Raw genomic sequence first — 14,060 nt, forward strand, 5'->3', positions numbered from 1 at the left:
ATGTCCACTTCAGTGGCAAGATTGCTGTATGGCACTTACCGCTCAAGTTAAAGATGAACTGGCCCGCCTCAAAGTGGACAAGACCAACTGCCGCAAGGCTGAGGTTTCTGCGATGTTGAGGTTCGCTGGTGGGCTGCACATCATCTCGGGCCGGATTGTCATTGAGGCTGAACTCGATACGGCCGTGGCCGCGAACCGGCTACGCACCACCATCGCCGAGGTGTATGGACACCAGAGCGAACTCATCACCGTGTCCGGTGGTGGCCTGCGTCGCGGTGCCCGGTACGTTGTGCGGGTAGTCAAGGATGGTGAATCGCTGGCACGCCAGACAGGCCTCCTCGATTCACGTGGGCGTCCGGTACGAGGCCTGCCACCGCAGATCGTCTCCGCGGGCGTTGCCGAGGCGGAGGCTGCCTGGCGCGGGGCATTCCTCGCGCACGGGTCGCTCACAGAGCCAGGCCGCTCGTCGGCAATCGAGATAACCTGCCCCGGACCGGAGGCCGCCCTCGCGCTGGTAGGTGCTGCTCGTCGCCTGGGAATCACTGCGAAAGCGCGCGAAGTGCGCGGTGTCGACCGTGTGGTCATCCGCGACGGCGAGGCGATCAGCCAACTCTTGCAGCGTATCGGTGCCAAGGACGTCCTCGAGGTGTGGGAGGAGCGACGCCAGCGACGCGAGGTCCGCGGCACGGCAAATCGGCTCGCCAATTTTGATGACGCCAACCTGCGCCGCTCCGCCCGCGCCGCCGTTGCGGCTGGTGCGCGCGTCGAACGCGCTTTTGAGATTCTTGGCGATGACTTGCCTGAGCATTTGCGTGAGGCAGGGGAACTGCGCCTCGCTCACAAGCAAGCCTCCCTGGAGGAACTCGGCCAACTCGCTGACCCACCACTCACCAAGGACGCCGTGGCTGGCCGGATCCGCCGTCTCCTTGCCACCGCAGACAAAAAAGCAAAAGAACTGGGCATCCCGGACACCGAGGCTGGACTGTCATCGGATCTGCTCGACGTCTGAGCATTCTGCGCCAAGCAGCGGCTGAAGTGCCCCGATGGTTTCACGCGGATATAGCACGATGTGCCGTGCCACGATTTGGGCATTGTGGTCAGCGTCTCACAGCCTGACATGGGTGAAGAAACGGCAAAAACTCCACCATTTTCCGCCCCATCTCGGAGTTTTATGACGCGGTCCGTAAAAAATCTGCTTTGAGGGACCATCGTCCTCACGAAACTCAGAAAAACGGTATAGGATTTTACCTGTCAGATGAACCGTTGCGCGTCAGTTTGATGCGGCGGGATGAATCAGAAGCCGCGAGCACACACCACGAAGATTACTGACAGTGGTCTGAGTGTGGCTCGTCCAGAAAACACTAAATGAGTGTGCGTCGGAGAACCCGGCGCGCCAGAGGAGGGCATTGTGACCACCCGCGTCGGAATCAACGGCTTCGGCCGTATCGGCCGTAACTTCTTCCGCGCAATCCTGGAGTCGGGCGCAGACATCGAAATCGTTGGTGTCAACGACCTTACCGACAACAAGACCCTTGCGCACCTGCTCAAGTACGACTCCGTTCTCGGTGTCCTGAAGCAGGAAGTATCGTACGACGACGACTCGATCACCGTAGACGGCAAGAAGATCCGCGCACTCGCAGAGCGCAACCCAGCAGACCTCCCATGGGGTGAGCTCGGCGCTGACATCGTCATCGAGTCCACTGGTTTCTTCACTGATGCAACCAAGGCACAGGCACACATCGATGCAGGTGCGAAGAAGGTCATCATCTCCGCACCAGCAAGCAACGAAGACGCAACCTTCGTCGTCGGCGTGAACAACGACCAGTACGACCCAGCGAAGCACCACATCATCTCGAACGCATCCTGCACCACCAACTGCCTCGCACCAATGGCTAAGGTTCTGGACGAGAAGTTCGGCATCGAGCGTGGCCTCATGACCACCATCCACGCATACACCGGTGACCAGAACCTGCAGGACGGCCCACACAAGGACCTCCGCCGCGCACGTGCAGCCGCAATCAACATCGTTCCTACCTCGACCGGTGCTGCAAAGGCTGTTTCCCTCGTTCTGCCACAGCTCAAGGGCAAGCTTGACGGATACGCACTCCGCGTTCCAACCCCAACCGGTTCTGCAACCGACCTGACCTTCACCGCTTCCCGCGAGGTAACGGTTGCAGAGGTCAACGCAGCAATCAAGGAAGCTGCTGAAGGCGCACTCAAGGGCATCCTCAAGTACACCGAGGACCCAATCGTTTCCTCGGACATCGTGACCGACCCAGCATCCTCGATCTTCGACGCTGGCCTCACCAAGGTTATCGGCGACCAGGTCAAGGTTGTTTCGTGGTACGACAACGAGTGGGGATACTCCTCGCGTCTCGTAGACCTCACCGTTCAGGTTGGCGAGAGCCTCTGATCGAGTTCGCATCCGCGAACATCACGGGTTGATCCCGAAAACATCATGAGATCGCCCGCGTGAGTGATAAGCCAACCCGGCGAGTCACACACGCGGGCGTTCTTGTGCCCACAAACCTCATCTTTTTCAGGAGAGTCCTATGAAGACCATTGCAGATCTCGGCGATCTTCGCGGCAAGCGCGTACTCGTCCGCTCTGACTTCAACGTTCCACTCGACGGCCAGACCATCACTGATGACGGCCGCATCCGTGCAGCACTGCCAACCCTCAAGGTTTTGGTAGAAGCTGGCGCCAAGATCATCATCACCGCGCACCTCGGACGTCCAAAGGGTGCTCCAGAAGCCAAGTACTCACTCGCACCAGTGGCAACCCGCCTAGAAGAACTGCTCGGTGCCAAGGTCACCTTGGCGCAGGACACCGTGGGCGAGTCGGCAAAGGCAACCGTTGCCGCTCTCGGAGACGGCGAAGTAGCCCTCCTCGAAAACATTCGCTTCGACGCACGTGAGACCTCCAAGGTTGACGAAGAGCGCGCCTCGCTCGCAGCAGACCTTGCAGAGCTCGCTGACTTCTTTGTCTCCGACGGCTTCGGCGTTGTCCACCGCAAGCAGGCGTCCGTATACGACATCGCAAAGGCAGTTCCTGCGGCAGTTGGAACCCTCGTGCTCAAGGAGGTCGAGTCCCTCAAGAAGGCAACCGACAACCCAGCACGCCCATACACCGTGGTACTCGGTGGCTCCAAGGTCTCCGACAAGCTCGGCGTCATTGGGAACCTCCTAGGCAAGGCAGACCGCCTGCTCATCGGTGGCGGAATGCTCTTCACCTTCCTTGCAGCAAAGGGCTACTCGGTAGGTAACTCGCTCCTCGAAGAAGACCAGATCGACACCGTTAAGGGTTACCTCGAGACCGCTGAAAAGAACGGTGTAGAAATCGTTCTCCCAGTCGACATCGTTGTGGCGCCTGAGTTCAAGGCAGACGCACCAGCAACCGTTGTTGCCGCAGACGCCATCCCAGAGGGCCAGATGGGTCTCGACATCGGACCAGAATCCCAGAAGCTCTTCGCCTCCAAGCTTGCTGACTCCAAGACCATCGTCTGGAACGGCCCAGCCGGTGTGTTCGAGTTTGAGGCATTCTCCGCCGGAACCCGCGCAGTCGCACAGGGTATCGTAGACGCAACGGCCAACGGTGCTTTCTCCGTTGTCGGTGGTGGCGACTCCGCTGCCGCTGTACGCATCCTCGGCTTCGACGAGGCTGGCTTCAGCCACATCTCAACCGGTGGTGGCGCAAGCCTCGAGTTCCTTGAGGGTAAGGAACTCCCAGGCATCGCAGTCCTCGACGCCTGAGCAACAAAGACACAGATAGGTAGACAACGTGGCAAACGCACGTACCCCGCTCATCGCGGGTAACTGGAAGATGAACCTCGACCACAACGAGGCAATTCACACCGTTCAGAAGCTCGCATGGGCTCTCAAGGACGCAAAGCACGACTTCGACGCGGTCGAGGCCACCGTGCTGGTTCCGTTCACCGACATCCGTTCCGTTCAGACCCTCGTGGACTCGGACAAACTGTCGATCTCGTACGGAGCGCAGGACGTCTCCGCACAGGTTTCGGGCGCATACACCGGAGAAATCTCCCCAGTGTTCCTCGCGAACCTTGGCGTGAAGTACGTTGCGATCGGCCACTCCGAGCGCCGTCAGTACCACGGTGAGGACGACGCGCTCGTCAACGCCAAGTCCAAGAACGCAATCGCTCACGGCGTCGTCCCAGTGATCTGCGTTGGCGAACCGCTTGAGGTTCGTAAGGCCGGCGAGCAGGTGCCCTTCACCCTCGCACAGGTCGACGGTGCGCTTGAGGGTATCTCGGCCGAGGACGCGGCAAAGGTCGTCATCGCATACGAGCCAGTATGGGCTATCGGAACCGGTGAGGTTGCAACCCCCGCAGACGCACAGGAGGTCGCAGCAGCAATCCGTGCCCGCCTCGCTGAACTGTACTCCGCGGAGGTCGCGGATGCTGTTCGCGTTCTGTACGGTGGCTCGGTCAAGTCCTCCTCGATCGTCGAGCTCATGGCGGAACAGGACGTCGACGGCGCTCTCGTCGGTGGCGCAAGCCTCGACCCAGAAGAGTTCGCAAAGATCGTGAACTTCCAGGGCCCGGCCGCCTGACGCATCTCAAAGTCACGCGCCCGCTGTCTACATCTTGGTAGACGGCGGGCCGTGTGGCGTTTACATGCTATTTTCGATTAATCTAATGGCTGGCACTCGTGTGCTGACGATTTCGACGCCCCGACACTCTTGGGGCTAACACTTAAGGAATGACACTCGTGGTAATCCTCCAGATCACCCTTCAAGTAATCCTCGTGGTGACGAGCCTCTTGTTGGTTCTGCTCATTCTCATGCACAAGGGCAAGGGTGGCGGTCTTTCCGACATGTTTGGTGGCGGTGTCTCGACATCCATCGGTAACGCCGGTAACGCGCAGAGCAACCTGAATAAGTTGACCATTGGCATGGCACTCGTATGGGGTGCTGCAGTGATCCTTTTGGGCTTGCTGCAAAAGGTTCTGTAACCCTGTCCAAGCGGTTGAGGTAGTTCTATAAGACTTTCGTCGTACAGTCGTAGACTCTTTTGAGGGATCGAGACGATGTGGACGAAAATGGCCCGGTGTTCATCATGAACATCGGGCCATTTGCTGTTTGGGTTCCCGCTACACGGTGGCAGCGGCTGCATCGAGGAGCCAGAGGGTCCGTGAGCGCCCCTGTGCGGCGCTTACAGGGGCTTCAGAGCGTGGAGCGCCAGCTAGTCCTTGAGCAACGGCTGGGGCCTTCTCAGCACCCGCGGCGATAACCCAGACCTCGTCAGCGCTCTGGATCGCGTCAAAGGTGAGCGACACCCGTAGCGGAGGAGGCTTGGGGGAGTTTCGAACTGGAATCGCGGGAGCGTCGTTCTGCTCCGCGTCAGCGTGATGTGGGAACAGCGAGGCAATGTGCGCGTCTGGTCCCATACCGAGAAGCACGACAGCGAAGTGCGGTACATCCGCCTCCTCGGATGCATGTGCTTTCAACTCCTGGGCGTAATCAGCAGCGGCCTGCTCGACGGTGTACCCGTCAACTGCACGTGGCATGAAGTGGATGTTCTCCTCGGGCAGGCCGTCGAGTGAGTCGAGCCACGCGTCACGTGCCTGGACCTCGTTGCGGTCCTTGTCGCCCTGCGGCAGGAAGCGTTCATCGCCCCACCACAGGTGGACGTTGCTCCAGTCGATTGCTTCCACCAGCGACGATTTGGCAGCCTCCGCGAGCGTGGCAATACCCACGGTGCCGCCTGTGAGGGCAACATGTACGGGCGAGGACACGGACTGGCGGTCCAGAATTTCGGTCAGGAGCCGTACCGCCACAGCCTGTGCAAGGATCTGTGGTGTCGGGTGCACAACTACGAGACGTTCACTCACACGATCACGACCTTAGGGAGTCCCTTGAGAAGCACCTCGGAGTAGAACATGTCCGGGTGCAGGCGGCGTAGTTCCTCGGCAAGGCAGTCCTCAAGGCTACGGATGGGTAGATTGATGTGCTGCTCAGGCATGTTGGGCTGGCGGAGCGTCGCGCGCTTGCCATCATTGCGGGTGAACTCGATGTCCCCGGAGTCACGCTTGAGTAGAACCTTCGTGAGACCCAGTGCGCCTTCAATCGGCTGGAGTGTCACGGGCACATCAAGGGCGTTCGCAAGCCAGGCGCCAAGGAGATCGAGTGAGGGGTGAGCCGCGTCCCCGGCAATCTCTACCGCAGTGACAGGGTCGAACGGAGGCTGGTCCAAGGCCGTTGCCACGAGTCCACGCCATACAGTTGCGCGAGTCCACGCCAGGTCAACGTCGCCAGGAACGTGGTTTTCCCTCAGTTTGCGGATGTTGGCCTGAGGGTTGTCTGAGTTCACCGAGTCGGTGAGGCGGGTATGCGCCATGGAACCGATGGGCTCATTGGCAGGGGAATCGGGCACTACGCTTGGCCACCAGGCAACGATCGGTGCGTCTGGCAGCAGCAACGGCATAATCAGGGTGTCCGTGTGTGCGACGACCTCGGTTGCTGCGCTGAACACGATGACCTCAGAGGCCCCTGCGTCGCCGCCAACGCGAATCTGGGCGTTCAACACGTCAGAATCTGATGCGCCGACGTCTGAGACGACGATGATGCGGCACGGATGCTCCGCGGATGCCGCATTGGCTGCCTCGATCGAGGATTCGATCTCATCCGGTTGGGCGAGAATCACGAGGTTGAGGACACGGCCCAGTGCGATCTGTCCACCGTCTTCGCGGACCTTGACCAGTTTGCGTGCAACCTTGCTCGCTGTGGTGTCTGGAATATCGATAATCATGTGTTCGTCATTCCTCGAAGGTTATGGACGGCGCCAGGTGCGGCCGTCACGTGCGAGCATTTCGTCAGCGCTTGCTGGACCCCAGGTACCGGCGCGGTAGGTGTCTGGCTTGCCGTGGGATTCCCAGTGTTCGGTGATCGGGTCGAGGATTTGCCAGGACAACTCAACTTCCTCGTGCCGTGGGAATAGCGGTGGATCCCCGAGGAGCACGTCGAGAATGAGTCGCTCGTAGGCTTCGGGGGAGGACTGGGTGAAGGCGTGACCATATCCAAAGTCCATCGTGACATCGCGAACCTCCATCGCGGTGCCGGGAACCTTTGCCCCCAACCGCAGGGTGACCCCCTCGTCTGGCTGCACCCGGATCACTACCGCATTTTGACCGAGCTTGGAGGTGTCGGTTGTCTCGAATGGCAGGTGGGGTGCCTTCTTGAACACGACCGCGATCTCCGTGACGCGTCGTCCCAGACGCTTTCCGGCACGCAGATAGAACGGAACACCGGCCCATCGGCGGTTTGCGATGTCCACACGGATGGCCGCATACGTCTCAGTGATTGAATCGGAGGAGATACCGTCCTCATCGAAATATCCGTTGACCTCCTCACCGCCCTGCCAGCCTGCAAGATACTGGCCGCGTGCCGTGTGAGCGTCGATGTCATCAGGGACGCGTGCGGCGGAGAGTACCTTGATCTTCTCAGCGATCAGGTGCTCTGCGGCGAAGGATGCAGGCTCTTCCATGGCAGTGAACGCGAGGAGTTGCAGGAGGTGGTTTTGAATGACATCGCGGGCCGCGCCAATGCCGTCGTAATAGCCGGCACGCGAGCCGATACCGATGTCCTCGGCCATGGTGATCTGTACGTGATCTACATAGTTCGAGTTCCACAGGGGTTCGTACATCTGGTTGGCGAAACGTAACGCCAGGATATTTTGAACGGTTTCCTTACCCAGATAGTGGTCGATCCGGAACACGGATTCTGGAGGGAACACCTCGGAGACCACGTCGTTGAGTTCGCGCGCGCTTTCCAGGTTGTGTCCGAACGGCTTCTCGATCACCACGCGACGCCAAGCACCCTCTTCGGATGTGGAAAGACCCGAGTTTGCGAGTTGCTTGCACACCACGGGGAATGCGCTCGGGGGAACGGACAGGTAGAAAGCGTGGTTACCGCCGGTTCCTCGGTGTTCGTCGAGATCCTTGACCGTCTTGGACAGGCGGGCGAATGCCTCAGGGTCATCGAACGTACCCTGGACGAATCGGATGCCACCGGAGAACTCCGCCCACACAGACTCACGGAACTTGGTACGCGCAAACTGCTCGACCGCATCGCGACAGTACTGCGCGAAGTCCTCATCGCTCCAGTCACGGCGGCCAAACCCGGTCAGTGCGAATCCCGGAGGCAACAGACCGCGATTTGCGAGGTCATAGACCGCAGGAATGAGTTTCTTCTTCGCGAGGTCACCGGTCACACCGAAAATCACGAGGCCACTGGGCCCAGCAATACGGGGGAGACGGATGTCGCGGGGATCCCGGAGCGGGTTCTTCACTGTTCCATGCGTCGATGAAGGCACGTTGGTAGTCACCATTCTTGGTAGATGAGGCGCGGTCTGCACGAATGCAAGGCCACGTCAGGTTGCGGGCATACCTCTGTTGAATCTTATCCGCCTCGCATAACGCACGTTGACTGTGGTCATATTCCGGCCACAGGTTATGTAGCGAGAATTGGCGGCTCGTGATCTCCCGCACTGCAAGTTGATGAGAATCACATCACCAAATCTCTACGACCTGCAACTATCTGGCTTTTCTTGTCACACAGGACAGTACTCGCGGCCAGCAGCGTGTAGTTCGCACATATTGCCGACGAGCCTGTATTTTCCAGCCCCACCTCACCTTGTCCTTCAGTTTCTTCTGCCGTGAGTGGAACTCATCCCACTCGCAAGTACACCAGCCTGGACGGCAGTGACGTTTGTCCACAGGATAGATGCTCCCATTCCAACCTACGGGTGGATATTGGTGGGATAGTGGACGTGACCTCGAACAACCACCCCACGCCTTCACGCCATCAGCACCGGCAATGCCTCACCCGTCCCAGCCGACTCCTCACAGTGTTGTTGGGTCTGGCCTTGGTGACGTCAACAGCAGCATGCTCCAATGAGCCGGTCGAGTACTTCACTCCACCACCAGCCACCGATACCACTGTTACGCCAGGCGAGCTTGTGGAAGACGAGCCCGAAGTCCTTAAACGCCCAGACCCACGCATGATCGCTCAACCCATCCAACCCTCTACCGCTAACGAACTCAGCGAAAACGGAGCACGAGCGTTCGCATACTACTTCCTCGAGGTACTGAACTACACCGCAGCAACCGGAAACACCGAACTTCTACAAACCATCTCCGGCCCCGAATGCACTGCCTGCCAAGGATTCATCGAAGCCACTACAACGGTTGAAGAACTCAACCAATGGCACCTAGGATTCCATTCAACATATGAGAATGAGCCAGTTCTTCTAGAGAATGAAGGAGCGGTCTTCGCATTTGATATCAATTTTCATGCGGATAAATATGAGACGTGGAACCGTGACGGTCTTGTCAAAGAGACCGAATCACTTGTCTTCAACGGAGCGATAGTCATCTATCGGCTTGGGAACTACTGGCTAGTCGAAGAGTTCGGCGAAATGAGCCGGATATGATTTTCGAACTGGTCACTTTTGTAGTACTCACGACAACAGAAGCTAACGCGGATACTGAACTGATGGCGCAGTTCGTGGGCGGAAGCGCTACTGTGAGCAGTTCTGTGCAAGAGAGCATTGCGCGTACAAATACGAGTAACGGGCCAGATGCTGTCAGCACAAGCGAGTCTAGTAGGTCGCCTACGACGCGGGTTGAGCGGGTTCCTGGGTGTCCTGCCGGACTTGAACCGGGCAGTTGTGAAGGCCAAATCGCAACGATGCGGTTAACGTGTCCAGATGATTTTGTGGTTCAAAACCACACCGTGATCACCTATGATCTTGCCAGCGGTGAGGAGTTATCGCGTAGGTATGTGCCAGGGTATTGCCCCCAAGACCCCATCGAGAACAATACGCCAGTAGTTACGGTCAGTCTTGAGGATTTCCAACGCCTGCCCCTCAAGGGCTCAGGGATCACGGTCCACCCCGATGTGGAGTACTACTACGTGAACCTACCGGTCCGGTTCTACTCTGAGAACACACCACAAGTGCTATCCACCGACATACTAGGTACACACGTACTGGTGGAGGCAACCCCATCGTCATATATGTGGGACTACGGTAACGGGGAGAGCAGTGGTCCACTATTACCTGCCGCCCGTCCAGGGTTTTCCGGGAGGGTGGACTACACGTACAAGAAATCCACCTACTACGACATTGGGTTGACCACCTCGTGGACAGGGCGTTATTCAACCGATGGTGGAGTTACCTGGCAAACGATCCCAGGGACAGCCACCACGACAGAGACCTTCGAGCAGTTGCCGATAGCCGAGTCCATCCCACTCCTGGTGAAACCACAAGTAAAAACCGACCAGAACTGAGCCTGGTGAATTTTGCTCCGCCGCGGATGCATCATAAAGTTCTTCGATCAAGACTGGCGTGTCATATACAACAGGGTGGGCCGGTTCGGTTACGAACCGGCCCACCCTGTTTATTCGTCGTCAAGAGAAGCTGATGACCTATCAGGCCTTAGCTGCCGCGATCGAGTCCTTTGCCGCTGAGGCGACAGCCTCGGCAGTGAAGCCAAACTCGCGGAACAGCGTGTTTGCGTCAGCCGATGCGCCGTAGTGCTCGATCGAGATCGAACGACCAGCGTCACCAACAAACTCACGCCAACCCAACGCCAACCCGGCCTCAACGGAAACACGAGCCTTCACAGCGGAAGGAAGCACGGATTCCCTGTACTCGTCGGACTGAGCGTTGAACCACTCAACCGAAGGCATCGAGACGACACGAGCCTGAATGCCCTCGGCAGCAAGCTGCTCACGAGCAGCAACTGCGAGCTGAACCTCAGAACCCGTACCGATCAGAATGACATCTGGAGTACCATCAGCATCGATGAGGGTGTAACCACCCTTCGCCACGAACTCGGCAGAGGCGAACTCGGTGGCGGTGGCAGCACCTGCGCCACGCTCGAATGTTGGGATGTTCTGACGGGTCAGGATGATACCGGCTGGGCGGTTCGTGGTTTCAATGATGGTCTTCCACGCCTGGGCAACCTCGTTAGCATCACCTGGGCGGACAACATCGAGACCGGGAATCGCACGGAGCGCAACAAGGTGTTCGATTGGCTGGTGGGTAGGACCGTCTTCACCGACACCGATCGAGTCGTGCGTCCACACGAAGATCGATGGGATCTCCATGAGCGCAGCCAAGCGAACGGACGGACGCATGTAGTCCGAGAATACGAGGAACGTTCCACCGTAGGCACGAGTGCCACCGTGCAGGACGATTCCGTTCAGGATCGCACCCATGGCGTGCTCGCGGATACCGAAGTGAAGGGTACGGCCGTACTTGTTGCCCTTCCATACTGCGGTTGAGCGGTGCTCAGGGATGAACGACGGCTCGCCGGCCATGGTGGTGTTGTTCGAACCTGCAAGGTCTGCCGAACCACCCCAGAGTTCTGGAAGTACCGGTGCGAGAGCAGCCAGTACCTTTCCGGAAGCAGCACGAGTCGCAACAGCAGAGCCCGCCTCGAACACGGGGAGAACCGAGTCCCAGCCTTCTGGAAGCTCACGCTTGGTAATACGCTCAAGCAGTGCGAAGTTATCTGGGTTGGCGGCTTTCCATGCCTCGAACGCGGCATCCCAGGCGGAACGTTCCTCAGCCTGACGGGATGCAACAGCGCGGGTGTATTCGAGGATCTCAGCGTCAATCTCGAAGGACTTCTCCGGGTCGAGGCCAAGGGCAGCCTTCAGACCAGCAACCTCTTCGCCGCCCAGAGCAGAACCGTGGATACCACCGGTGTTCTGCTTCTTTGGCGAAGGCCAACCGATGATGGTGCGAAGCGCAATGATAGAAGGCTTGTCTGTGGCCTCGTTTGCCGCCTGGATTGCCGCGTGCAGAGCCTCTACGTCTTCGGAGTATTGCGCGCCACCATTGGTCCAGTCAACGCGTTGTACGTGCCAGCCGTACGCCTCGTAACGCTTGAGAACGTCCTCTGAGTAGGACACGTCGGTGTCGTCTTCGATTGAGATGTGGTTCTGGTCGTAGATGACCACAAGATTGCCAAGTTCCTGGTGGCCAGCGAGGGAGGAAGCCTCGGAGGTGACACCCTCCTGGAGGTCACCGTCGCCTGCGATCACGTAGACGTTGTGGTCGAAAACAGATTCTCCGTCAGCGGTCTCTGGGTCAAACAGGCCGCGCTCACGGCGTGCTGCCATAGCCATACCGACTGCGGACGCCAGACCGGAGCCTAGGGGACCGGTCGTGATTTCGACACCTGCGGTGTGCCCGAACTCCGGGTGACCTGGAGTCTTCGAACCCCACGTACGCAGCGCTGCGATGTCTTCCATCTCGAGGCCGTAACCTGCGAGGAACAACTGTAGGTAGATGGTCAGCGAGGAGTGTCCAGCCGACAATACGAATCGGTCGCGTCCTACCCAGTTTGGGTCACTTGGGTCATGGCGCATGACCTTCTGGAACAGGAGGTAGGCTGCGGGTGCCAGCGAGATCGCGGTTCCTGGGTGGCCGTTGCCGACCTTCTCTACTGCGTCTGCGGCGAGAGCCTTGATGGACTTTACGGCGCGGTCATCCAACTCCGACCACTCGAATGTCTTAACTGCAGGGGTGAAAGCGTTCACCGATCCTCATTCCTTCCGGCGACAGGCCGGAACTCATTGCGTAAACCAGCCGCAACGCTTAGTGCGCAAGGGCCTTCAAGTTCAGTCGTTTCAACGGCACCAGAATAACAAATCTGATTTTATATTCTGCGGCGGTGCTCACGGTTCGAGCGCTTGAATGGATTTCAGCCCTGGCTGCGCTGCCGTGCGACCGCTAAGTGCTCGCACTTACATGATAGCCCGAGAGACTGTGAAATGTTAACGCTCACATATAGGACTTTCGACCAATCTCACACATGTTCATCGGCCGCTTCTCAGTCGCGGCAACTAAGATGTAGTGGACAGATGTTCGGATCCCCCCGCCGCATCGCGAGAATATTGGCATTCTTGTGAGCGACCATCCGATCGACTCGTGGCGCCGCGCGCAATGGTTGATCATGATGATTGCCGTCCGCTGCCGCTGGCATCCGGCCGAACAGGTTTGAGAATGGAACACAGGACGCGTGCAAAACACTGAACCAGCCATCGAGGACTCGCAGATGGCAGGAGCCGCCGACCCTGCGAATGCGCGTGAGGGCGCATCGCGAAAACCGACCGAGAATCGGCTTGCGAAGACACGCCGTAAGGTCGGTGCATATATCGCATTGACTAAACCACGCGTCATTGAACTTCTCCTCGTGACCACCTTCCCGTCAATGGTTCTCGCCCAGGGTGGGCTTCCAGACCTGTTGCTTGTGCTCCTCACAATGATCGGTGGAGCGATCGCGGCTGGCGGCGCTGGAGTTCTGAACTGCTACATCGACCGCGACATCGATGAGGTCATGAACCGCACCAAGCGTCGTCCGCTCGTGACTGGCGACGTGACCCCCCGTGAAGCGCTCGTCTTCGGTTGGGTTCTATCGATCGTTTCTCTGGCCTGGTTCTATTTCCTCGTGAACTGGCAGTCCGCGGTACTCACCGCCGGTGCGATTGCGATCTACGTTGTCGGTTACACAATCATTCTGAAGCGTCGCACTGCTCAGAACATCGTGTGGGGTGGCCTCGCAGGTTGCATGCCGGTCTTTATCGGTTGGTCAGCTGTCACTGAGGGATTGAGTTGGGGCGCACTCATGCTGTTCCTCGTCATCTTCTTCTGGACCCCTCCGCACTACTGGCCGCTGTCCATGAAGTTCAAGCGTGACTACGCAAACGCTGGCGTCCCGATGCTTCCTGTTGTTGCGAACGACAAGCGTGTTGCGGTGGAGATGATTCTCTACACCGTGGCCATGATTGCTAGTTCCCTTGGCGTGTACTTCTTCGAGCAGGACAAACTCACCCCGATCTATCCGATTGCCGCACTTGTCTTGGGCGTGTGGTTCCTCTGGTCGATCATCGCGATGTACCGCAAGGCCGCCGCAGGGCAAACCCGCAAGATCGGTGAGATGAAGGTGTTCCACGGTTCAATCACGTATCTGACGCTACTGTTCGTAGTGCTGGCAGTAGACGTCTTCCTGCCGTTCTAGGACTTGGAC

The 14,060-nt window shown here is 58.5% G+C and carries 12 protein-coding genes; 8 read left to right on the forward strand and 4 right to left on the reverse strand.

Annotation, left to right across the window (positions count from 1 at the left end; all coding sequences use genetic code 11):
• The first annotated feature begins 28 nt into the window (after positions 1–28).
• The 5 genes from whiA (at position 29) to secG (ending at position 4,973) form a co-directional block, all read left to right on the forward strand.
• A complete protein-coding gene (whiA, locus tag ACFSYH_RS03050; protein ID WP_377465020.1) occupies positions 29–1,009 on the forward strand; it encodes a DNA-binding protein WhiA in 981 nt (326 codons plus the stop codon).
• A gap of 399 nt (positions 1,010–1,408) precedes the next feature.
• Complete coding sequence (gene gap / locus ACFSYH_RS03055) at positions 1,409–2,413, forward strand: type I glyceraldehyde-3-phosphate dehydrogenase (RefSeq protein WP_377465021.1); 1,005 nt, start codon at positions 1,409–1,411, stop codon at positions 2,411–2,413.
• A 139-nt stretch (positions 2,414–2,552) separates the two neighbouring features.
• On the forward strand, positions 2,553–3,752 hold the full coding sequence (locus ACFSYH_RS03060) for a phosphoglycerate kinase (RefSeq protein ID WP_377465022.1): 1,200 nt from the start codon (positions 2,553–2,555) through the stop codon (positions 3,750–3,752).
• A gap of 28 nt (positions 3,753–3,780) precedes the next feature.
• On the forward strand, positions 3,781–4,572 hold the full coding sequence (gene tpiA, locus ACFSYH_RS03065; RefSeq protein WP_377465023.1) for a triose-phosphate isomerase: 792 nt from the start codon (positions 3,781–3,783) through the stop codon (positions 4,570–4,572).
• 149 nt (positions 4,573–4,721) lie between these two features.
• A complete protein-coding gene (gene secG / locus ACFSYH_RS03070; RefSeq protein ID WP_377465024.1) occupies positions 4,722–4,973 on the forward strand; it encodes a preprotein translocase subunit SecG in 252 nt (83 codons plus the stop codon).
• A gap of 138 nt (positions 4,974–5,111) precedes the next feature.
• On the opposite strand, the gene pgl is transcribed toward secG, so the two are convergent.
• The 3 genes from pgl to zwf are packed head-to-tail and all read right to left on the reverse strand — an operon-like array spanning position 5,112 to position 8,347.
• Positions 5,112–5,852, reverse strand: coding sequence for a 6-phosphogluconolactonase (gene pgl, locus ACFSYH_RS03075; RefSeq protein ID WP_377465025.1), 741 nt, complete (start codon positions 5,850–5,852; stop codon positions 5,112–5,114).
• Positions 5,849–6,769: a glucose-6-phosphate dehydrogenase assembly protein OpcA gene (locus tag ACFSYH_RS03080; RefSeq protein WP_377465026.1), complete on the reverse strand. Its 921-nt coding sequence runs from the start codon at positions 6,767–6,769 to the stop codon at positions 5,849–5,851. Before ACFSYH_RS03080 ends, pgl begins: the two co-directional genes overlap by 4 nt.
• 21 nt (positions 6,770–6,790) lie before the next feature.
• Positions 6,791–8,347 carry a glucose-6-phosphate dehydrogenase gene (gene zwf / locus ACFSYH_RS03085; protein WP_377465027.1) on the reverse strand — a complete coding sequence of 519 codons (1,557 nt, stop codon included), beginning with the start codon at positions 8,345–8,347 and terminating at the stop codon, positions 6,791–6,793.
• A gap of 441 nt (positions 8,348–8,788) precedes the next feature.
• Between zwf and ACFSYH_RS03090 the strand changes: the two genes are divergently transcribed.
• The gene (locus ACFSYH_RS03090; protein ID WP_377465028.1) at positions 8,789–9,451 is read left to right on the forward strand and encodes a DUF6318 family protein; all 663 of its coding nucleotides are present in this window, start codon (positions 8,789–8,791) and stop codon (positions 9,449–9,451) included.
• Between the two features lie 302 nt (positions 9,452–9,753).
• Complete coding sequence (locus ACFSYH_RS03095; RefSeq protein WP_377465029.1) at positions 9,754–10,308, forward strand: hypothetical protein; 555 nt, start codon at positions 9,754–9,756, stop codon at positions 10,306–10,308.
• Between the two features lie 141 nt (positions 10,309–10,449).
• Here ACFSYH_RS03095 and tkt read toward each other — a convergent pair whose 3' ends face one another.
• Positions 10,450–12,570, reverse strand: coding sequence for a transketolase (gene tkt / locus ACFSYH_RS03100; protein ID WP_377465030.1), 2,121 nt, complete (start codon positions 12,568–12,570; stop codon positions 10,450–10,452).
• A gap of 482 nt (positions 12,571–13,052) precedes the next feature.
• On the opposite strand from tkt, the gene ACFSYH_RS03105 reads away from it, so the two are divergent.
• Positions 13,053–14,051 (forward strand): heme o synthase, encoded by a 999-nt coding sequence (locus tag ACFSYH_RS03105; protein ID WP_377465031.1) that lies wholly within the window; start codon positions 13,053–13,055, stop codon positions 14,049–14,051.
• Positions 14,052–14,060 lie beyond the last annotated feature (9 nt).

This window comes from Populibacterium corticicola (genome assembly GCF_042683685.1).
Taxonomy (GTDB): domain Bacteria; phylum Actinomycetota; class Actinomycetes; order Actinomycetales; family Cellulomonadaceae; genus Timonella; species Timonella corticicola.

Excerpts from the sequence above, each read along its gene's own strand:
- whiA (WP_377465020.1), top strand. The coding sequence starts at position 29 with ATGGCACTTACCGCTCAAGTTAAAGATGAACTGGCCCGCCTCAAAGTG.
- ACFSYH_RS03060 (WP_377465022.1), top strand. The coding sequence starts at position 2,553 with ATGAAGACCATTGCAGATCTCGGCGATCTTCGCGGCAAGCGCGTACTC.
- secG (WP_377465024.1), top strand. The coding sequence starts at position 4,722 with ATGACACTCGTGGTAATCCTCCAGATCACCCTTCAAGTAATCCTCGTG.
- ACFSYH_RS03080 (WP_377465026.1), bottom strand. The coding sequence starts at position 6,769 with ATGATTATCGATATTCCAGACACCACAGCGAGCAAGGTTGCACGCAAA.
- zwf (WP_377465027.1), bottom strand. The coding sequence starts at position 8,347 with ATGGTGACTACCAACGTGCCTTCATCGACGCATGGAACAGTGAAGAAC.